The following is a 20,474-nucleotide window of genomic DNA, read 5'->3' as shown; positions in this document are numbered from 1 at the left end:
ATGTTTTTGCGCAGAGCATAAGCGAAATCGCGGGGGCGGCGCAAATGACAAAGGCTCGAGAGGGTCTAGCTGGGCAGCACCGAGACCGATTTCACGATGGCGTGGCAGGCGATGCCGGGCCGCAGATCCAGCGCCTTGGCCGAGCGTGGCGTGACCTGCGCAAGCATCCGCTCATCGCCAAGCGCAAGCTGCACCAGCCCGTCGCGCATGCGCGTGATCCTGACCGGCAGCACGTTCAGGGCGGAAAGCCCGCGCGGCGCTTCGCGCGACAGGATCACCTCGTGGGCGAGGATACGCAGGCGCAATTGCCGCCCCTCGGCCGCGGGCATCGCCGGCAGCAGGATTTCGCCGCCGGCGGTCGCGGCGCGGATCATGCCATCGCTCTCGGTGCCGACCACCCGGGCCGAGATCAGCGCGCCCGCCTCGCGCGGGCCCAGTTCCGGGGCCAGATCGGGATCGGCAAGCACGTCGGTCAGGGGGGCGGCATGCGTGACGCGGCCCTGCCGCATCAGGACCAGCGTGTTGGCCAGCCGCAGCACCTCGGGAATCGCGTGGCTGACGTAAAGGATCGGCAGCCGGGTATCGTCCCGCAGCCGCTCCAGCCAGGGCATGATCTCGGATTTGCGGGCCGCGTCCAGCGCCGCCAGCGGCTCGTCCATGACCAGCAGCGCCGGGTCGGAGAGGAGCGCGCGGCCGATGGCGACACGCTGGCGCTCGCCGCCCGACAGGTTGGCGGGGCGGCGCCCGAGCAGATGCCCCAGGCCCAGCATTTCGGTGATGCGGTCGAAATCGCGGCCGGCGCCGCGCCGCCAGCGCGCCGGATAGCGCAGGTTCGCGCGCACGGTCATATGCGGGAAAAGCCTTGCATCCTGAAAGACATAGCCGATGCGGCGGGCCTGTGGCGGCAGTTCGGTCAGGTCGCGCCCCTCCAGCAGGATGCGCCCCTGATCGGGTCGCATCAACCCGGCGATGGCATTGACCGTCGTGGTCTTGCCGCAGCCCGAGGGGCCGAACAGCGCGGTAATGCCGGCAGGGGCGCTGAACGCGACATCCAGCGACAGGCCGGGAAAACGGTGGCGAAAGGCGACCTCAAGCATCGGCCCGGCCCTGCAGGCGCGCCTTCATGCGCCGCGCCATCCATTCCGAGACCAGCACCGCGCCAATGGCGATCACCGCCGAGACCGCGACCAGCCGCAGCGCCGCGCTTTCGCCTCCGGGCACCTGCAGCAGCGCGTAGATGGCCGAGGGGAGCGTCTGGGTCTGCCCCGGAATATTCGACACAAAGGTGATCGTGGCGCCGAATTCCCCCATCGCCTTGGCGAATCCCAATGTCGCCCCGGCCAGCATGGCAGGCAGGATCAGCGGCAGGGTGACGGTCAGGAAGATCCAGGCGCGCGGCGCGCCCAGGGTGGCGGCGGCCTGTTCAAGCCTGGGGTCCACCGCCTCGAAACCCAGCCGGATGGCGCGCACCATCAGCGGAAAGCCCATGATCCCCGCAGCCAGGGCGGCGCCGGTCCAGCGAAAGGCAAAGACGATGCCAAGGGATTTCAGCGGCCCGCCGATCGGGCCTTGCGTCCCGAATGTCAGCAGCAGCAGATAGCCGGTGACCACCGGCGGCAGGACAAGCGGCAGATGCACCATGCCGCTCAGCAGCCCGTGGCCGGGAAAGCTGCGCCGCGCCAGCAGCCAGGCCACGGCGACGGCAAAGGGCATGCCGACAACCGTCGCCACGGCCGAGACTTTCAGGGACAGAAGCACGGCCTGCCATTCCTGCGGGCCGAGCCAGCCGGTATCGATCATGGGACGACGGTGAAACCCTGTGCCTCGAAGATCGAGCGGGCCGGCTCCTGCGAGAGGCTTGCCAGGAAGGCGGCGGCTTGCGGCGTATCCGCACCCTCGGTCAGGGCGGCGGGATAGGTGATCGGCTTGTGGCTGTCGGCGGGGAAGGTGGCGACGATGCCAACCGCCGGCTCGGCGGTCGCGTCGCTGCCATAGACGATGCCCAGCGGCGCCTCGCCGGTCGCGACCAGCTTCAGCGCGGCGCGGACGTTATCGGCCTGCGCGACCTGCGGCGCGACCGCGTCCCAAAGGCCCAGGAAGGTCAGCGCCTCCTTGCCATATTGGCCGGCGGGAACGGAATCGACCATCGCCATGGCAAGCTTGGCGTCGCCCAGCAGCCGGGGCAGATCCGCCGGCGCCGCCGCCGCCGGGGTGCCAGTGCCGATCAGCACAAGCGTGTTGCCCAGCAGGTCGCGACGCGTGGCCGGGTCGATATCGCCGCTGTCCTGAACCGCGTCCATCCAGCCGGTCGAGGCCGAGATGAACAGATCCGCCGGCGCGCCCTGCTGGATCTGCTTGGCCAGCGCCGAGCTGCCGGCATAGGAGACCACGACCGTATCGCCACTGCTTTCCTGCCACCCGGCGGCGATTTCATCGAGCGCGGTCTTGAGACTGGCGGCAGCGAAAACGGTTATTTCGTCGGCCATTGCGGTCGGGGCTATGGCGATCAATGCGGCGATCAGCGGCATGCGCATGGGATGGCTCCGTTTGGTTGTGCACGATCAGACATAACCAAGCCGGAAAGGCCCGGGCAAGCGATATTTACCTTCATTCATAACGCTGCGCATCCCGCATCCTCTGCAAGGGCCTGGCGCCCTGTCCGCGCAGCACGGCCTCCAGCGCGCGATAATCGGCCAGCACCTGCCGCCCCAGATCGGTCAGCGAGGCGCCGCCGCCGCGCGCGCCGCCGCGGCTGCTGTCGACCAGCGGCGCCGCGAAATGGCCGTTCATTTCCTCGACCAGCGACCATGCGCGGCGATAACTCATCTTCATCCGCCGCCCCGCCGCCGAGATCGAGCCTTCTTCCGCGATGCCCTGCAACAGATCCGCCTTGCCGCGCCCGAAGGTCAGCCCGGATGAGAAATGAAGCCGAAGGCTCAGGCGGGGATCGTCGCTCATGGGCATGTTCTGGCCTTTTTCCGTAGGGTCGCGATTGCAGAGTCTTTTCACTGCGTCCAGTGGTAGATAGCAGTAATATTATTTCGACGGCAATTCTTGGGGGAATGAACCATGTCTGACAACGAAATCGTCATCCTTTCGGGGGCGCGGACCGCAATCGGCACCTTTGGCGGCAGCCTCGCCGCGGTGCCTCCGATCCAGCTGGCGACGGCCGTGACCCGCGCCGCCATCGAGCGCGCCGGGATCGGCGCCGACAAGATCGGCAATGTCGTCTTTGGCCATGTCCTGAACACCGAGCCGAGGGACGCCTATCTGTCCCGCGTGGCGATGCTGGATTCCGGCGTGCCGAATACCACGCCGGCGATGAATGTGAACCGGCTGTGCGGTTCCGGCGCGCAGGCGATCGTCTCGGCGGTGCAGTCGCTGATCCTTGGCGATGCCGATTTCGCCGTGGCGGGCGGCGCCGAAGCGATGAGCCGCGCCCCCTATGCGGTGCCGGCCGCGCGGTTCGGGGCCAAGATGGGCGATGTGCAGATGCTCGACATGATGGTCGGCGCGCTGACCTGCCCGATGGGCACCGGCCATATGGGGGTGACGGCGGAAAACGTCGCGCGCGAGCATGACATTTCGCGCCAGGCCCAGGACGAATTCGCGCTGGAGAGCCAGAAGCGGGCGGCCAATGCCATCGCGCAGGGCTATTTCAAGGAGCAGATCGTCCCCATCGAGGTCAAGGGCCGCAAGGGCGTGGTGTCCTTCGATACGGATGAGCACCCGAAAGCGACCGATATGGACAAGCTGGCCGCCCTGAAGACCGTGTTCCAGAAGGATGGAACCGTGACGGCGGGCAACGCGTCGGGGATCAATGACGGCGCGGGGGCCCTGGTCCTGGCCCGGGCCGAGGCCGCCAGGGCCGAGGGTGCCAAGCCGCTGTTCCGCGTCCTGGGCTATGCCGTCGCCGGCGTGCGCCCCGAGGTCATGGGCATTGGCCCGATCCCGGCGGTCGAGGCGCTGCTGAAAAAGACGGAGTTGCAGGCCGGCGATTTCGACGTGATCGAATCGAACGAGGCTTTTGCAGCCCAGGCGCTGGCGGTCAACAAGGGCCTCGGCCTCGATCCGGCCAGGGTGAATCCGAATGGCGGGGCCATCGCACTGGGCCACCCGGTCGGCGCGACCGGCGCCATCATCACCGTCAAGGCGATGTATGAGCTGATGCGCACATCGGGCAGCAAGGGCCTGATCACCATGTGCATCGGCGGCGGTCAGGGCATTGCGCTGGCGATCGAGCGCATCTGACCGGTCCCAAACAGGCAAGTTGCGACCCTTGCTCCCGACAGGGGGCAGGGGTCCGTCTTGCCAGCTTCGGGTCTGGATATTTGGATGAAGAAGAAGCGGTGCGCGTGTTTCTTCTTCATCCAAATATCCCTGCCGGCCGGGCAAACGGCGATATGGCCGGTTGTCACGCGCGGCGATGAAAATGGAACGAGCCGCCCCTGGGGAACGGCTCGCGAGATCCACGGAGATGGTCCGGTTAGGGCAGGTGCCTACCGTCCCAGCCAGGGCTTACGACCCTTGGGGTTGCCCTCAGGCCACGGCCCCCCTGACTGTCCCGACACCTCTCTCCAATATCACTCTCGACACTGGACCACCTCCTTTCAATATGTTGCCGTATGAATATCAGCCTGCCACAGCAAAATGACCTGTCAATGAATTTGCGCCCGGCGCCGGATCAAATTTCCGACGACGATGCGAAATGGGATGAGCGCGATCACCGCCTGGGCGAGTTTCACCAGCCAGTCCGCGACCGCCAGAGAAAGCCATAATGGCGAAACCGGGCCGCTTCCCAGCAGCGGAACCTGTTCATTTGCCCAGGAAACATCGTCGAACGGAAAAATCCGGCTCAGTTCGGCGGCGAATGCGATGCTGAAAAACACGCCGGTATCCACGACCGATCCGACCAGGCTGGCCACAAGGGGTGGTAGCCACCAGTTGTATTTCCGCAACTGGTTGAATACTGAAATATCCATCAGCTGCGCCGCAAGGAAGGCCGCGCCCGAGGCGACGGCGATGCGCAGCGTCGTCTTGTCCAGCCCTGCGGCAAGCAGCGAACACAGCACGCCGGTCACGAAGCCCGCGTAGACGACCCTGCGCGCGGCCTCGGAACCATAGACCCGGTTCATGATGTCCGTGACGAGAAAGGCGATCGGGTAGGAGATCGCGCCCCAGGTCAGCCAGTCGCCCAACTGATACTGGACAAGGATATTCGAAGCCACGACGATCAATGCCATGGCAAGGACGCCGGGAATAATGCGAGACATGCTTGTGCTTCCGTTTTACAAGGTTGCGGAAAAACTCGGCCCCGCTTATCGGGACAGCGGCGCGGATAGGTCAGTTTGGCGACCGAGTCAACGCCGCGCGCCCGGTTGGCGCCCCTTTGGGCCGGGGGGTGCGGTGCGGTTTTCGGGATGCCGCGTCCGGCGGGTTGTTGCGTATGTTCTGACGGGTTCCCGCTCGTTATGCGCTCTGGTCATGCTGGGCCTGTCCCTGAACCTGTCCGGGGCGGCGGCCGAACCGCAGGCCCTGTGGTCACGCCCCGCCCTGGGCAGGTTCATTTCCAGCCCGCGCATCCTGCCTTCGAAGGGGATCGCCCTTGCCATCGTCGAGCCGGAAACCGGCGCGATGCCGATGCAGGGGGAAAGCGCCGCGCTTTCCGAAAGCCTGATCGCGGTCCTCGATCTGGCGACCGGCGCGTCGCGCCATGCCATCCGGCCAAGGATCGACGGGGTGCAGGATCCGCTGTCAGTGCTGGATCTGGCGGTCGGTGACAGCGTGATCGCGGTCCTCGCCAGTGATGCCGGGCAGGACGACGCGCGGCGCTATTTCATCCTGGCATATGACGCCGGCAGCTATGCGCAGCTTTACCGGATCGAGATTCCGAGCCCCGGCTATCCGCGTCATGTGCCCAATGAGGGCGGGCATTCGCTGCTGATCGCGGGCGATCACCTGCTGCTCTCGACCCGGCTGCGCAGCCGCTTTGCGCGCAGCGAGCCGACCATGCTGGAATCGACCCGGTTCAGCGGCTGGCCCGATCACCTCGATCCGGTGCTGCTGGATTTCGATCTGGCGACCGGGCGCTTTCTGCGGGGTCTGGGGCTGGCCGAGATGGACGGCACGGCGAAAGCCGGGCAATCCGGCCCGCGCCTGCCCGGGCCGGATGATTTGTTCGACGGGGTGCTGGCCCGTCAAGAGACGCTGTTTGTGTCCCATCCTCGTCCGGGGGATGAAGGTCCGCCCCGGCTGCTCGGCTATGATCTGACGGCCGGCAAGCCGGGGCCCGCCGCTGTGATCGCGGGGCCGGAGGATCGGAAGTTGCGCCTGAGCGCCATGGATGCGAAGCGCGCCTATTACAGCGCCGAGACACCCGCCGCGCCAGAGGACGGCGCGGTCATGCGGGGCGAGTTGCTCGCGGTCCCGCGCCGGGGCGGGGCATCCCCGATCCGCTACAGCGATCCTTATGCCGGGGATGGCGGGGCGGTTCCGCTCGACGCGCTTGCCGAGCAGTTCGGCCAGACCGGCACACTGCCGTTTACCGGCAGTCTTTTCCCGGGCGAAGTGCAGGTCTCTGGCGGCCATGTCGTCGCCTCGGCGCCCAATACGCCGGGTGATCGGATGGGGGTGACGACGCTGGTGATCTTCGAGGCCGAAACCGGCGCCCGGCTGGCTATCCTGACCGCCGACAGGCCGGATGAGGCATCCCTGGGCGACGGCTTCGCCCTTGCCGGCGATCTTTTGCTCGTCAGCGTCAGGCGGGACCTCGATCAGCGGCCGGATGCGCTGCATGATCTGGTGCTTTACCGGCTCGATTACCCGTGACGCTTGCAAGGTTGCGCGCCCGCGCTACTCCTGAACGCGATACTCGACCAGTTCGGTGCGCTGGAACATCCGGAAATTATCGTCCGAGATCAGGGTTATGCGGATGTCCTTGCCATCGCTCCAGACCGAGATCCCTTCGAGGTTGTCATATTGAAGCGGGCCGGATTCGAGCAGCACGGCTTCATTCGTGACCCCGGTTTCCGACAGATCGAACCGCCGCACGCGGCTGCGAAAGCCCAGCAAACCCCTGAAATCCCGTTCGAGCAGGTAGAGCCGACCGTCCGGGCCGATATCTGCGCCCACCGGCAGCCAGTCGCCGCTGCGCGTGATGGCAAAGGGCTGATCCCAGGCGCCATCGCGCCAGCGCCAGACGGGAAAGGGGCGCGTCAGGCGGCCCGAACGCTCGGGCAGGGTCAGCAGCGTGCCATCGGCGGCGATCGCCAGCGCCTCGAACGAGGAATTGCGCTGGAGGTCGTCGAATTCCGGCGGTCGCGGCAGGGGCTCGCCCGGGCTGTCGGGCGTCGCGTAGCGCGCGATCCGTGCCGTGCCCTCGAAACTGATCCATAGGGTGCCGTCGGCGGCGCGGGCCAGCCCTTCGCTGTCGCCCTGCCAGTCGGCGGGCAGGGGGTCTCCATTCTCGTCACGCAAAAGCGCGCGGCCGGCGGCCTCCATGGCGGTGATGCGGCCTTCGGCATCGCGCAGGATGCTGCCCCAGCGAATTTCGGCGCGATCGGATATGACGATGAAATCCCGGCCATCGTCGCCGATCTCGATGCCTGAAAAGCCGCCGAATGTCTGGTCGTCCATGCGCCAGATATGGGTGGCGACATAGGTCGCGCGGGTGGCGCGCGCGGGCGCGGGTTCCGCCGCGCAGGCCGAGAACGGGCCGGCCAGCAGAAGCGCCAGCGCAAGGCCGGGCAGCCGGCCCGTTCCCTGCCAGCCCCGCCGCCGGACCCGCCTCAGCGGGCGGTGCCGACGATCTGGCATTGCCGGGGCATCTCGCTCAGTCGGTAAGTGCGGGGGTGGCGGTAATCCGGGTCGGGCGGCACCGGCTTCACACGGCTGGGATCGATGCGGTTCTTGATCCATTCGCCGGCCTCGGCGCAACCGTCGCCGGGCGGCGGCGGATCCTGCTTCGTGCAGACCGAGCCGGCCGGGCAGGCCATGCGGACATGAAAATGATAGTCGTGATTGTTCAGCGGACGCACCTTGCTCAGCCAGGCGCGGTTGCCGTTCTCGAGCTGGCACATGGCGACCTTGACCACCGGATCGACAAAGATCCGCTCGATCCTCGGATCGCGGGCGGCGGCGCGCAGAATCGACATATGGCCCGGATTCCAGGCCGAGGTCAGCGCCGTGCCCGCCCGGTTGACCACTGAAACCGACGAGATGCTTTCCCGCTGCGACCGGCTGAGAGCCAGGCTTGACGGCGGCAGCATCCAGATATCGGCATCCAGCCCCATCTGGTGGCTGGCATGGCCCGAGGTCATCGGACCGCCGCGCGGCTGGCTGATATCGCCGATGTAAAGCCCCTGCCAGCCGGCCTGACGTGCGGCCTGCGACAGGCCGATCAGGAAACTGACCATCTGCGGGTGGCCCCAGTTGCGGTTGCGCGACAGGCGCATCGCCTGCCAGGTGGGACCGCTTTCGGGCAGTTGCGCCGCGCCCGAGACGCAGCCCTTGGAATAGAAGCCGATGGCGGCGGGCTGACCCGCGGTCGGCCCCGGCACTCCGCCAAAGACGCTGCGCGCCAGCGGGTCTGCCTGGGCGGGGGCGGTCAGGCCGATGCCGGACAGCGCCAGAATCGCGGCGGTGAAAAACTTGCGGATCACTGCTGAGCCTCTCCTTGGGTTTTGACCCACCCTAGCAGAACCAGCGCCAGAAGAAATATCAAGATCAGCGGAGCAACCCCGAGGCTGGGACTGCCCGTCGCCTGGGTGGTGACGGCGATCAGAAAGGGCGCCAGAAAGGCGGTGGCCTTGCCGGAAAGGGCATAAAGGCCAAAGGCTTCGGTGGCGCGCCCGGCCGTGGTGTGGCGCACCATCATGGTGCGCGATGCCGCCTGCAAGGCGCCGCCCGCGCCGCCGATCAATGCGCCGCACAGAAAGAACAATATGTCGGGCAGGCGGGAATCCGCGGCCAGCGGCTGGCCGAAGAACTGCTGCCGGCTCATCCCGGCGACCAGCAGGCAGACCCCGCTCAGGACCAGGGTGCAGGTGACGATGACCGGCTTGGGGCCCCAGCGGCGGTCCGCGCGGCCGCCGATCCAGCTGACCAGCGCGGCCGAGACGGCGCTGACCACGCCGAACACCCCCGCCAGAAAGACCGGCCAGCCCAGCACCGTGGCGGCGAACACGCCGCCAAAGGCGTAAAGCGCGTTCAGCGCGTCGCGCAGAAACATCGAGGACAGCAGCCATGCGCTGAGCGAGCGGCGCCGGGGCAGGCTGGCCAGCAGGCGCCACAGATCGGCCATCGCCGCGCGCAGGTTCAGTTCGCGACGCGGGCCGGGGGTTTCCCTGACCCAGAGCGCAAAGGGGATCATGAAGACCAGGTACCACAATGCGCTGAACGGGCCGGCGGCGCGCGTGCCCTCGCGCAGGCCGGGCTCCAGTCCCAGCACGGGCGGGATGCCCAGCAGGGTGCGGCCGGTCTCCTCGTTCTCGGCCAGAAACAGCAGCACGATGGCCAGCGAGATCAGCCCGCCCAGATAGCCGAAGGCATAGCCCGAACCCGAGATGCGGCCGATCTCGTCGCGTGGGGCAAGTCCGGGCAGCAGCGAATTGGTGAAGATGCCGGCGAATTCCAGCCCGATCAGCCCGACGCCAAAGGAAAACACGGCAAAGATCAGGTCGGGCTGGTCGGGCAGCAGGAACCACAGCCCCCAGGAGCCGGCGATATAGAGCAGCGAAAAGAACCAGATCCAGACCAGTCTTCGGCCGCTGTAATCGGCAATCGCGCCCAGAATCGGCGCCAGCAGGGCGATGACGATTCCGCAGGTCGCCAGCCCGTATCCCCAAAGCGTCTGCGCAGCGGCGCCGGCCGCCTCGGGTGTCATGCCCTGCGCGGTGTAATGGGCGCGGGCGACCCCGGCGAAATAGACCGGAAAGATGAAGGTGGTCAGCAGCGTGGCAAAGGGCTGGCTGGCCCAGTCAAAGAACCACCAGCCCCAGATGCGTTTGCGTTCCATGGCGCCCCCCGCCTGCTTCGGGCGCATAAGGCCCGACGGGGCCTAGGCTGGCAAGTCGCTATTGCGCTCGGCCGGTTTGATCGCGGGCAGTTCGGGCGGCCAGGGGCGCTGCGCGTCCGCCGCGATCCAGGCCTGGACCCAGCCGGGCAGGGGCGGCCCCTCCGGGTCGCGGCCGGCGGCCTTGAGCATTTCGGCCGGGGCCAGGATGCCGTTCTCCGAGGTGATCGCGCCGCGCAGCAGCATGTGGTTGCAGCACTCGCCCTTGCGCCACATGCTTTGCTCCATGTACAAAAACCGCGCGTCCCAGCCCAGCACGCGCGAGACCATCGTGAAACGGTCGAAAGCCCTGATCCGGCGGCGATACCGGACCGAGTTTCCGGCCACCGTGATCCCCCAGCGATTGGCCTTCATCGTGTCCACCATGCCGGTGCGCACGATCATCGGCAGCCGCCCCAGATCGTACAGCGTCAGGGTGCGGCCGTTGTTCAGCTCGATCCACGGGTCCAGATCCCAGGGCCAGCAGCGATGGGTCGAGACATGCGCCTCGAGCATGTCGATGCGGGGCGCGCGGCGGAACTTGATCACTTCCTTGGCGAAACGAAGCAAGGGGTACATGGGCCGGATTCTCCTGCCTTTCGGGGGTTTGGCTCGGGCTAGCCGCGCCTTCCGCGCAGGTCAACCGAGACGCTGCGGCTTGCGCAGCCGGGCCACCTGCCTTACCTGTTCGCCTGAAAGCCGAAGAGGGATGGAATGGGCACGATCTTCGAAGCCTTGATGCTGATACTTGATGTGGTCTGGTTCGTGATGATCGCCCATATCATCATGTCCTGGCTGATCAACTTTCAGGTGCTGAACCTGCGCCAGCCGCTGATCTGGCAGATCTGGAACGGGCTGAACCGGCTGCTCGAGCCGATCTATGCGCCGGTGCGCCGCATCCTGCCCAATACCGGCGGTCTGGATCTGGCGCCGCTGGTGGTGTTCATCGGGATCATCATCCTGCAACGCGCGCTGGTCAATAACGCTGGCTGGTTCTACGGAGTCTAGGATGTCCGCCGCGCCTCTCTTGCGGCAGGTCTTTGGCTTTGACGCGTTCCGCCCGGGGCAGGAAGAGATCGTCGAGGCGGTCGCGGCCGGGCGTGACGTGCTGGCGATCATGCCGACGGGCGGCGGAAAATCCCTGTGCTACCAGTTGCCGGCGCTGATGCGCGACGGGCTGACGGTGGTCATCTCGCCGCTGATCGCGTTGATGCGCGATCAGGTCCGCGCCCTGACCGAGGCGGGCGTGGCGGCGGCCGCCCTGACCAGCGGTAATTCCGAGGATGAGAATGCCGAGGTCATCCGGTCCCTGAACGCGTGTGAATTGCGGCTGCTCTACATGGCGCCGGAGCGCCTTGCCTCGGGGGCGACGATCCCGATGCTGCGCCGCGCCGGGGTGCGGGCGATCGCCGTGGACGAGGCGCATTGCGTCAGCCAGTGGGGCCATGATTTCCGCCCCGACTATCTGCGCGTGGGCGAATTGCGCCGGGCGTTGCAGGTGCCTCTGGCCGCATTTACCGCCACCGCGGATGCCGAAACCCGCGACGAGATCGTGGCGCGGCTGTTCGACGGCGCCCGGCCGCAAAGCTTTCTGCGCGGCTTCGACCGGCCGAATATCCATCTGGCCTTTCAGCCCAAGGACGGGCCGCGGCGCCAGATCCTGGATTTGGCGACCGCGCGGCGGGGGCAATCGGGCATCGTCTATTGCGGCACGCGGGCCAAGACCGAGACCCTGGCGGGGGCGCTGAACGAAGCCGGCCTGACGGCCGTGGCCTATCACGGCGGCATGGAATCCGATCACCGCCGCGCGGTCGAGGCGCGTTTCCAGCGCGAGGACGGGCTGATCGTCACCGCCACCGTGGCCTTTGGCATGGGCATCGACAAGCCCGATATCCGCTGGGTCGCCCATGCCGATCTGCCGAAATCCATCGAGGCCTATTATCAGGAAATCGGCCGCGCCGGCCGCGATGGCGCGCCGGCGGAGACGCTGACCCTGTTCGGTCCCGATGACATCCGCCTGCGGCGAAGCCAGATCGACGAGGGCCTTGCCCCGCCCGAACGCAAGAGCGCCGATCACGCGCGGCTGAACGCGCTTCTGGGTCTGGCCGAGGCGACCGGTTGCCGCCGCATGGCCCTGCTGCGCTATTTCGGCGAGACGCCCGAACCCTGCGGCAATTGCGACATCTGCGACGCCCCGCCCGAGATATTCGACGGAACCGAGGCGGTGCAAAAGGTGCTGTCGGCCATCCTGCGCACCGGCGAAACCTTTGGCGCGGGCCATGTCATCGACGTGCTGACCGGCAACGCGACCGAGCGCATCCGCCAGCGCGGCCATGACCGGCTGCCGACCTTTGGCGTCGGGCGCGATCTGGGCAAGGCTGGGTGGCAGGCGGTGATCCGTCAGATGCTGGGGCTCGACCTGATTCGGCCGGACCCGGAACGCCATGGCGGCCTGGCGATCACGCTGGCCGCCCATCCCGTCCTGCGCGGCGAGGAGCGCATCACCCTGCGCCGCGACGCCATGCGTCCCGCGCGCCCCGCCACCGTCATCCGCACCCAGGTCGATGAAGAGGACGCGCCGCTTCTCTCGGCGCTGAAGGCCAGGCGCCGGGCCCTGGCCGAGGCCGCCCGCGTGCCCGCCTATGTCATCTTTCCCGACCGAACCCTGATCGAAATGGCGCAGTCGCGACCGCAGACGCTGGACGAAATGGCGCGCGTGAGCGGCGTCGGCGCGAAAAAGCTGGACAGCTATGGCGCGGAATTCCTGCAGGTGATCGCCGGCGAGGTCGCGCCCATGCACCCCGCGCGCAAGGCGCTGGCCGGGCGCGCCGCGGGCGATCTGTTCGACCGGCTGGCACGGGCGCAAAGCCGGCTGCAGCGGGGCGAGGACGGCACGGAAAAGGCTTTGTCGGTCAGCAACTCCCTGCTGCGCCGCATCGCCGAGGATCGCCCGCGCGACCTGTCGCGCTATCTGGACGAGGCACGGCTGGACCGCTTTGGCGATGCCTTCGGCGCTGAAATCCGCGCCGACTGATCATCCCCGTGCCGCTGAACCGGCGCCCTGTCCGGCGACCGGAACGCCCTGGCCCTCGGGCGGGGTGACGCCGAAAATCGCGCAGTAAAGCGCGGGCACGAAAATCAGTGTCACCAGTGTGCCGGCGATGATGCCGCCCATCATGGCGAATGCCATCGGTCCCCAGAACACCTGTCGCGCAATCGGGATCAGGGCCAGGCTTGCCGCCGCGGCGGTCAGCAGGATCGGCCGCGCGCGGCTGTCCGAGGCCCGGAATACCGCGTCCCATTTCGCATGGCCGCCGGCGATCAGCACCTGGATTTCGTGGACCAGAATGATCGAGTTGCGGATCAGGATGCCGCCCAGTGCCAGAATGCCAAGAATGGCCACGAAGCCCATCGGAACGCCGAAGGGCAGCAGCGCGGCCACGACGCCGATCAAACCCAGCGGTGCTGCGGCAAAGACGATGAAGGACAGCCGGAAGCTCTGCATCTGGATCATCACCAAGAGCGCGATGATCAGCAGCATGACCGGCACCACCGCGGCAATCGGCTCCTGGCTTTCAAGCGAGGTTTCGACCGTACCGCCCGTGACGATGCGCACCTGGGGCGGCAGTCCGGCCTGAAATTCGGCGATGCGCGGGGCAAGCGCCCTGACCAGCGTCGCGGCCTGTTCCTTGCCCGCGATATCCGCCCTGACCGTCACGGTCGGCAGGCCGTCGCGCTGCATGATCAGCGGCTGCTCAATGTCGTATTCCAGCTTGCCAAGCCCGGTCAGCGGGATCGGAGTTCCCGAGAGCGTGGCGAGTTGCAGGTCCTGGATCGATTCCAGCGAGGTGCGGTCGCTCTCTTCGCTGCGGGCGATCACGTCGATCAGAAAGATGTCGTCGCGGATCTGGGTGATCCTGAGGCCGGTGAAGGTCGCGGCCAGCGAGCCGGCGATATCCTCGTTCGTGATGCCAAGCTGGCGTGCCAGATCCTGATCGACCTGCAGCCGAACGACGCGTGCCGGCTCGCCCCAGTCCAGCGCGATATCGCGCAGCCGCGGCTCGTTCGCCAGGAGCGCGGCCAGTTCGCGGCCAAAGTCCCGCGCCTCGTTCGGATCGGGCGAAGAGATGCGGTACTGTACGGGCTTGCCGACCGGCGGGCCGATTTCCAGGTTCTTGACGTAGATATTGACACCGATCAGCTCGCGTTTGGCGAATTCGGCGATCCGCGCCCTGAGCCGGTCGCGGGCCGCCAGATCGGGTGTCTGGATCACCATCTGGCCCATATAGGGACCGGGGGTCGGCACATCCATCGACAGGATGAAGCGCGGTGCGCCCTGGCCGACATAGCTGGTCCAGAACAGTGCGTCCTTGTCCTGCGCCAACAGGTTTTCCAGGCGCGAGATGTCCTCATTCGTCTGTGCTATCGAGGCATTGGCGCGTTCATTGACATCGACGATCAGCTCGGTCCGGTCCGAGGTCGGAAAGAACTGCTGCTCGACGAACAGCATGCCGAAAACGGACAGGCCGAAGGCGGTAACGGTCACCATGATCGTCAGCCATTTGTGCCGCATCCCCAAAATAAGCAGGCGATGAAAGCCGCGGCGCCACCAGCCGGATTGCCCGGATCGGTGCCGCATCTGCGCTGGCAGCATCGTCACGCCCAGAAGCGGCGCGAAGAGCACCGCGACGATCCAGCTGACCACCAGCGCCACGGCGATCACCACGAAGAGCGAAAAGGTGAACTCTCCCGCCGCCGAGTTGTTCAGCCCGATCGGGATGAACCCCGCCACCGTGACCAATGTTCCGGTCAGCATCGGAAAAGCGATAGAGCGCCAGGCGTGGCTTGCCGCCCGTTCGCGGCTTTCGCCGATCTCAAGACGTGAGATCATGGTTTCGATGGCGATCATCGCGTCATCGACCAGCAAGCCCAGGGCGATGATCAGCGCGCCCAGGGATATCCGCTGCAGCGTGACCCCGTAGATGTCCATGACGAAGAATGTGATCGCCAGCACCAGGGGGATGGTCAGCGTCACCACCAGGCCGGCCCGCACACCCAGGCTGATGAAGCTGACCAGCAGCACGATGCCGACAGCCTCGACCAGTGCCCGAATGAACTGACCGACGGCATCTTTCACGACATGCGGCTGATCGGCGAATTTCGCCATCTCGATCCCGATGGGCAGATCGCTGGCGACCCGGGCCATCAGCTCGTCGATCTGCTGACCGAATTCCAGAATGTTCTCGCCGTCGCGCATGCCGATCTGCAGCCCGATCGCCGGCTTGCCATTATAGCGAAACAGCGAGCCTGGCGGGTCCTGATATCCGCGCCGAACAGTCGCCACATCGCCGATGTTGAAATAGCGGTCGCCCAGGCGCAGATTGACCGCCGCGATCGCGTCGGCGTCATCGAACTGGCCGCCGACCCTGATCAGAACCTGCTCGGGGCCCGACTGCACGGTTCCCGAGGGCGCGATAGCGTTCTGCACGGCCAGCGTCTGCATGACCTGATATTGGTTGATGCCCATGGCCGCCAGCCGCGACGAGGAGAACTCGAGGTAGATTTCCTCTTTCCTGACCCCCAGCAGCGCCGTCTTGCCAGCGATCGGCAGCGCCTGCACCTGTTTGCGGATATCCTCGACCCGGTCGCGCAACTCGCGCGCGGTAAAGCCATCGGCGGTAAAGGCATAGATGCTTCCGAAAACCTCGCCGAAATCGTCGTTGAACTGAAAGCCCTGAAACTCCTGCGGAAAATCTGGCCTGATGTCCGACATCATGTTGCGGACCCGTTTCCAGACCTCGGGCACGTCGTCGCCAGGGGTGGTCGGATCAAGCTCCAGATAGACCACCGATTGCCCCGGCATGGTAACCGAGCGGGTATATTTCAGCTCATCCAGTTCCTCCAGCTTGGTTTCGATACGCGCGGTGACCTGATTGAGCGTCTCATCCATGGTCGCGCCGGGGATTGACGCGCTGATCACCATGATCTTGACGGTGAAGTCCGGATCCTCCTCGCGGCCCAGCCGGGCGTAGCTGATCATGCCCGCGAGCATCGAGGTGATCAGCAGAAACCAGACAAGCGAGCGGTGCGCCAGCGCCCAGTCCGACAGGTTGAAGCGGGACGGAGTCATGGCGCCACGCGTCTTCCGACGGTTTGCCCGTCGGTCAGGGAGTGGATGCCGCGGATCACCACCTCATCGCCGGGACTGATGCCCGAGGCGATGCCGATCAGCCCGCCCTCGGCAGGGCCTGCCAATGTGACGTCGCGCCGCGACACCGTGCGGCTGGCTCCGTCATCGGCGACGACCCAGACCTGTGCTTTGCCTGCGGTGGTCAGCAGGGCGGATTGCGGCAGCGATATGGCGGCGTCACCCGTCGCGATTCGCCGGACCCGGATCAATGCGCCCAGCCGGAACTGCGCCTGGTCGGTCAACGCCATGTGGACGCGACGTGTGCGCGTGGTCGTGCTGGCGATGGGTTCAATTCGCGATATCGTCGCGGGCTGCAGATCGTCCGGGTCGTTTTCCGACCAGACCTGATAGCGATCATCCGGCCGGAGCCGCTTCAACACCCCCTCGGGAAGGTCGATCACAGCCTCCAGCCCCTCTTGCGCGGAAAGCTGGACCACGGGTTCGCCGGCGCTGACCACGGCGCCGGCATTGACATAGACCGCGCTGATGACACCATCGAAAGGGGCATCCATCACGGCGAAACCCTCGGCGTCCTGAGCGCGGATTAGTTCGGCCTGCGCTTGCAGAAGGGCGGATCGGGCGGCGCTGAGTGCGCGCTCTGCCCGTTCGAGCTGCGCCGTCGAGGCGACGTTGCGCTGCACAAGCGTCCGGGTCCGGTCGGCCGTCGCCTGGGCGGTCTTCAGCTCTACCTGTGCGGCATCGACCGCAGCCCGGGCGGCGCGCACGTCCCCCTGCAGATCCTCCGGGTTCAGCGTTGCCAGAATGTCGCCCTTCCGCACCACCGAGCCGACATCGACGTTGCGCCGGGTGACCCGGCCAAGTGTCTGAAACCCTATCTCTACCTCGATGCGCGAGGCGATCACGCCCGGGATCGAGTGTTCCGGCGCAAGACGGTCGGTGACGATGATGCTGGCGATCGGGCGCGGTGGGGCCGCGGCCCGGACATCTTCCGTGCCGCGATGAAATGCCATTGCGGCCGGACCGATCATCATTATCAGGATGGCAAGGATGATGAAGCGGCGGCATTTACGGATCATTCCTGCCCCCTTGTCATTTCTGCATTCCTGACCGTCCGGCCGGGGTAAAGCAGATGAGATCCCTTGCCAACGACAATCTGCCCGGGGGATAGTCCGCGGCCAAGAATGACCTTCTCCTTGTCGAACCGCTCGATTGTGACCGGGGCTATCGTGACACGATTGTCATCGCTCACGATCCAGACCGCCGGGCTGTTGCCGACCGTGGTCAGCGCGGTCCAGGGAACCGCGATGCCCATGCCCGCCGGGTAATGTATCGCGCCACGCACCGCCGTGCCCAGCAGGCTGATATTGGTCGGAGGGTTGTCGATCGTCGCGCGAACCGACACAGAGCCGGTTCCCGGATCGACGATGGGCGCGATTTCGCTGACATGGGCCGTCATTTTCAGATCGGGTAAATCAATGCCTGACAGCGTGACATAGGCACCGATGGCATCACGCAGGAGCGGGGTGTCCGGGGTCCGGAACACCGCCTCGCGACCTGTTATCGAGGCAAGCTCCAGCACCGATTGCGCAGCTCCGACGATCTGGCCGGGCTCGGCCATGCGCAAGGTTACGATGGCGTCGCTCGGGGCGCGGATCACCGTATCGATCAGCGCGCGTTCAGCCCGGCCAAGTGCGGTCCTGGCCTGGGTCAGCCTGCCGGCTGTCGCGGAAAAGCCCTGGTTGGCCGCATCCAGTGAAGCGCGAGTACCGACGCCGCGCTCCAGCATGGCTTGGGCGCGCAGTCGTGCCTGATTGGCCTCTTCCCAGGCGGCCGTGGCCGAGGCCACGCTGGCCTGTGCGACACGCAGGGCCTGTTCCTGTTGCAGGGAATCGGTCCTGGCGAGGATCTGCCCCTTCGCGACGGTATCCCCCTCCTGAACAAGCACATCGGAAACGCGCCCGCCAAGGCGAAAGCCGATCTCGACACTGTCCATGGCATTGATCGTGCCGGTAAGGGCGACATCAAGGGTCAGCGGCGTCGACACGACCTCGACGAGCTCGACGTGCAATGCCGCCTCGGCCGAGGCGGAGCCTGTCAGACAGGTCAGGATCAAAATCGCGCTTGTCAAACGTCGCACGGGCGTAGCGCCACTTGTTTTCAATGTATCGAACAATTTTTTGCAGCCGACGAGAGCTTTCTTCCAAAGGACGTCGTAAAGATCCTCATTCCGCTGAAGTGAAATATGGGGCCGGTGTCGAGGGCACCTATTATTATTGCGCCTCCGCGACGAGTTGAAAATGCTCCCTGTTCTCCCGGATCACTGATAGCTGCGAACCAGTGCCGCAGCAACCATGCCCCATCCGTCGACGACAACGAAAAACGCCAGCTTGAATGGCAGGGCGACGACTGTAGGAGGCACCATCATCATGCCCATGGACATGAGCACCGCTGATACCACAAGGTCGATGATCAGGAATGGCAAAGCCACCAGAAAGCCGATCTCGAAGGCGCGCTGAATCTCGCTGAGCATGAAAGCGGGGATCAGCACCGACAACCGCTCGGGCGGGGCATCGGGTCGGGCCGAAACCTCGGCAAGCGCGACCAGCATTTCGGGATCTGCGCGCGCTTCCATGAAGCCGCGAAACGGGATCATGCCCCGCGTAAATGCCTGCTCGATCGAGATCGTGCCATCGCGCAAGGGGGCGCCTGCCGTGTTCCATGCCTCTGTCAGGACCGGGTCCATGACGAACCAGGTCAGAAAAATCGCCAGGCTGACGATCAGCATGTTCGGTGGCGATTGCTGCAAGCCGATACTTTGTCGCAGAATCGACAGAACGGTCACGATGAAGGGGAAGCAGGTCACCATGATTGCGATCCCCGGCGCCAGTGACAACGCCGTCATGACCGCTAGAAGGGCGATCGCGTTGCGGCCGATGCCGTTCGAGACGGTCTCTATGCCGGTGTCCGGGATCATGCCCGACAGGTCCTGAGCGGTGGCGAGCCCCGGAAGCAGTAGCGCCACCAGAATGAATACCTGTTTCACGACAGGCTGGCCGGGCCGAGGATGCGGACGCAGAGGCGGTTGTCTGTTTCCTCGTTCGCGGCAAGTTCGCCCTTGGCGATTACCTTGTCGCCCACACAGATATCGACGCCATCCGTCATATCCTGATCCAATGTCAGGATATCATCAGGTCGTAGCCGGGCCAGTTCTGCGACCGAGATCTGCGTGCTGCCAAGCCTGATGCTGATCTCGACCTGGATTTGATCAGTCGCGATAAGGTTTGTGATATCATCCATGATCATTCCTCAGTCACGATGTCTTTGATGATTGATTGCAATTCGGCAGTGGTCCGAGCGGTATCGAATGTGATTGTCGCCTTGTCGGCGATCAGGTCGACACTCGCCGTGTCGCCGGAAATCTCCTCGACTGACACTTGGGTGAGGTTCGTTTTTTTCAGGCAGAGTTCCACCTCGGGACGCAGGGCGGCAGCGCATCTGATCCGCAATCTCTTCTGCGGGGCCGACTCGCTCAACCGCAGCAATTCTGCCCTCAAGGCCTCGCCCATTCGTCTTTTATCCGAATGAGTTCCCAACAGTTCGACCATCGCCGACAGAACCGGGGCGAGGCTTGCCACCGTCTCGCGGCGTGAACTCGCAGCAACAGCTTCGACCGCCGCGATCTCCTGACGCAATACATCCATGCTGGCGCTCAACGCGTCGAGGCTGGTCCTGCGGCCGTCCGGCAGACCCTGTGCGTATCCTTTTTGAAACGCTTCGTCCAGGTCGGCAGGGGTAAGCGGCCGTTGGCCGGGCTGGATCATCGCGGCTGAAAAGGAATCAAGGCGAATGGCAGCCGGTTTCATGCCGGATCCTCACGCTTTTCAATCCACCCGGACAGCACTTTCATGCTTTCGTCCTTGCGGGATTTCATCAGTTCCTTCAGCCGATCGACCGGGTCGGTCTGAACACCAGCAGAGGGAGAGAATTCGATTTCCGGCACCGCAGTCATGATGGCCGGAGAAATCTCCGGAGTACGGGCAGCATGGGATCCGGAGTTGTCCAGAACGACCCCGGGAGCGCGAATTGAGGGCAGGGAAGAAGTGTCATCCAGTTTTGCCGTTGAAGCTTGGCTGGATTTGGACCTTAGAGCCTGATCGGAAATGAGTTGGGTGATTTCAGCGAGTTATGATTCTGTTTGTTTGTGAGAACGAACGGAGATCATGATGCCCTGGACCGAAATCACCCGGAAACGATACGAGCGCAAAGCGGCTC

Annotated in this window: 20 protein-coding genes; 4 read left to right on the top strand and 16 right to left on the bottom strand. The window is 65.5% G+C overall.

What is annotated here, in order from left to right; all coding sequences use genetic code 11:
- Positions 1–65: 65 nt before the first annotated feature.
- The 4 genes from modC to IT41_RS13955 all read right to left on the bottom strand — a co-directional run bounded on the left by modC (position 66) and on the right by IT41_RS13955 (position 2,958).
- On the bottom strand, positions 66–1,097 hold the full coding sequence (modC, locus tag IT41_RS13970) for a molybdenum ABC transporter ATP-binding protein (protein WP_036742511.1): 1,032 nt from the start codon (positions 1,095–1,097) through the stop codon (positions 66–68).
- Positions 1,090–1,800, bottom strand: coding sequence for a molybdate ABC transporter permease subunit (gene modB, locus IT41_RS13965; RefSeq protein ID WP_036742507.1), 711 nt, complete (start codon positions 1,798–1,800; stop codon positions 1,090–1,092). Before modB ends, modC begins: the two co-directional genes overlap by 8 nt.
- Positions 1,797–2,534: a molybdate ABC transporter substrate-binding protein gene (gene modA / locus IT41_RS13960; RefSeq protein WP_036742506.1), complete on the bottom strand. Its 738-nt coding sequence runs from the start codon at positions 2,532–2,534 to the stop codon at positions 1,797–1,799. Before modA ends, modB begins: the two co-directional genes overlap by 4 nt.
- A gap of 73 nt (positions 2,535–2,607) precedes the next feature.
- A complete protein-coding gene (locus IT41_RS13955) occupies positions 2,608–2,958 on the bottom strand; it encodes a winged helix-turn-helix domain-containing protein (protein ID WP_036742503.1) in 351 nt (116 codons plus the stop codon).
- A 111-nt stretch (positions 2,959–3,069) separates the two neighbouring features.
- Between IT41_RS13955 and IT41_RS13950 the strand changes: the two genes are divergently transcribed.
- Positions 3,070–4,251: an acetyl-CoA C-acyltransferase family protein gene (locus IT41_RS13950; RefSeq protein ID WP_036742500.1), complete on the top strand. Its 1,182-nt coding sequence runs from the start codon at positions 3,070–3,072 to the stop codon at positions 4,249–4,251.
- A 407-nt stretch (positions 4,252–4,658) separates the two neighbouring features.
- Here IT41_RS13950 and IT41_RS13945 read toward each other — a convergent pair whose 3' ends face one another.
- Complete coding sequence (locus tag IT41_RS13945; protein ID WP_036742499.1) at positions 4,659–5,273, bottom strand: VUT family protein; 615 nt, start codon at positions 5,271–5,273, stop codon at positions 4,659–4,661.
- A 211-nt stretch (positions 5,274–5,484) separates the two neighbouring features.
- Between IT41_RS13945 and IT41_RS13940 the strand changes: the two genes are divergently transcribed.
- Entirely contained in the window at positions 5,485–6,828 is a 1,344-nt protein-coding gene (locus IT41_RS13940) for a hypothetical protein (protein ID WP_036742498.1), read from the top strand.
- Between the two features lie 24 nt (positions 6,829–6,852).
- Here the strand turns inward: IT41_RS13940 and IT41_RS13935 are convergent, their stop codons facing one another.
- Genes IT41_RS13935 through IT41_RS13920 form a run of 4 tightly spaced genes read right to left on the bottom strand, consistent with a single transcriptional unit; the run spans position 6,853 to position 10,630 of the window.
- On the bottom strand, positions 6,853–7,815 hold the full coding sequence (locus tag IT41_RS13935) for an esterase-like activity of phytase family protein (protein ID WP_036742496.1): 963 nt from the start codon (positions 7,813–7,815) through the stop codon (positions 6,853–6,855).
- Positions 7,788–8,660 carry a penicillin-insensitive murein endopeptidase gene (mepA, locus tag IT41_RS13930; RefSeq protein ID WP_036742494.1) on the bottom strand — a complete coding sequence of 291 codons (873 nt, stop codon included), beginning with the start codon at positions 8,658–8,660 and terminating at the stop codon, positions 7,788–7,790. The genes IT41_RS13935 and mepA overlap by 28 nt, the downstream gene beginning before the upstream one ends.
- The gene (locus IT41_RS13925) at positions 8,657–10,015 is read right to left on the bottom strand and encodes an MFS transporter (protein ID WP_036742566.1); all 1,359 of its coding nucleotides are present in this window, start codon (positions 10,013–10,015) and stop codon (positions 8,657–8,659) included. Before IT41_RS13925 ends, mepA begins: the two co-directional genes overlap by 4 nt.
- Positions 10,016–10,057: 42 nt before the next feature.
- Complete coding sequence (locus IT41_RS13920) at positions 10,058–10,630, bottom strand: acyl-CoA thioesterase (RefSeq protein ID WP_036742491.1); 573 nt, start codon at positions 10,628–10,630, stop codon at positions 10,058–10,060.
- 135 nt (positions 10,631–10,765) lie between these two features.
- On the opposite strand from IT41_RS13920, the gene IT41_RS13915 reads away from it, so the two are divergent.
- Together IT41_RS13915 and recQ are read left to right on the top strand one after the other, a co-directional pair.
- Positions 10,766–11,059: a YggT family protein gene (locus IT41_RS13915; protein ID WP_036742489.1), complete on the top strand. Its 294-nt coding sequence runs from the start codon at positions 10,766–10,768 to the stop codon at positions 11,057–11,059.
- Between the two features lies 1 nt (position 11,060).
- Positions 11,061–13,085 (top strand): DNA helicase RecQ, encoded by a 2,025-nt coding sequence (gene recQ / locus IT41_RS13910; protein WP_036742487.1) that lies wholly within the window; start codon positions 11,061–11,063, stop codon positions 13,083–13,085.
- Here the strand turns inward: recQ and IT41_RS13905 are convergent, their stop codons facing one another.
- The 7 genes from IT41_RS13905 to IT41_RS20805 form a co-directional block, all read right to left on the bottom strand.
- Positions 13,086–16,181: an efflux RND transporter permease subunit gene (locus IT41_RS13905; protein ID WP_036742486.1), complete on the bottom strand. Its 3,096-nt coding sequence runs from the start codon at positions 16,179–16,181 to the stop codon at positions 13,086–13,088.
- Positions 16,178–17,278, bottom strand: coding sequence for an efflux RND transporter periplasmic adaptor subunit (locus tag IT41_RS13900; RefSeq protein WP_036742485.1), 1,101 nt, complete (start codon positions 17,276–17,278; stop codon positions 16,178–16,180). Before IT41_RS13900 ends, IT41_RS13905 begins: the two co-directional genes overlap by 4 nt.
- Positions 17,275–18,339: an efflux RND transporter periplasmic adaptor subunit gene (locus IT41_RS13895; protein WP_052081570.1), complete on the bottom strand. Its 1,065-nt coding sequence runs from the start codon at positions 18,337–18,339 to the stop codon at positions 17,275–17,277. Before IT41_RS13895 ends, IT41_RS13900 begins: the two co-directional genes overlap by 4 nt.
- Before the next feature lie 180 nt (positions 18,340–18,519).
- On the bottom strand, positions 18,520–19,245 hold the full coding sequence (fliP, locus tag IT41_RS13890) for a flagellar type III secretion system pore protein FliP (protein ID WP_036742484.1): 726 nt from the start codon (positions 19,243–19,245) through the stop codon (positions 18,520–18,522).
- Positions 19,242–19,499, bottom strand: a complete 258-nt coding sequence (locus tag IT41_RS13885) for a FliM/FliN family flagellar motor switch protein (RefSeq protein WP_036742562.1) — start codon at positions 19,497–19,499, stop codon at positions 19,242–19,244. The genes fliP and IT41_RS13885 overlap by 4 nt, the downstream gene beginning before the upstream one ends.
- A 2-nt stretch (positions 19,500–19,501) precedes the next feature.
- Positions 19,502–20,065: a hypothetical protein gene (locus IT41_RS13880; RefSeq protein WP_139221724.1), complete on the bottom strand. Its 564-nt coding sequence runs from the start codon at positions 20,063–20,065 to the stop codon at positions 19,502–19,504.
- On the bottom strand, positions 20,062–20,211 hold the full coding sequence (locus IT41_RS20805; RefSeq protein WP_156116961.1) for a hypothetical protein: 150 nt from the start codon (positions 20,209–20,211) through the stop codon (positions 20,062–20,064). The genes IT41_RS13880 and IT41_RS20805 overlap by 4 nt, the downstream gene beginning before the upstream one ends.
- Positions 20,212–20,474: the final 263 nt, after the last annotated feature.

The sequence above is a fragment of the Paracoccus halophilus genome (genome assembly GCF_000763905.1).
Taxonomy (GTDB): domain Bacteria; phylum Pseudomonadota; class Alphaproteobacteria; order Rhodobacterales; family Rhodobacteraceae; genus Paracoccus; species Paracoccus halophilus.
This window is presented reverse-complemented; position numbering and strand designations above follow the sequence as displayed.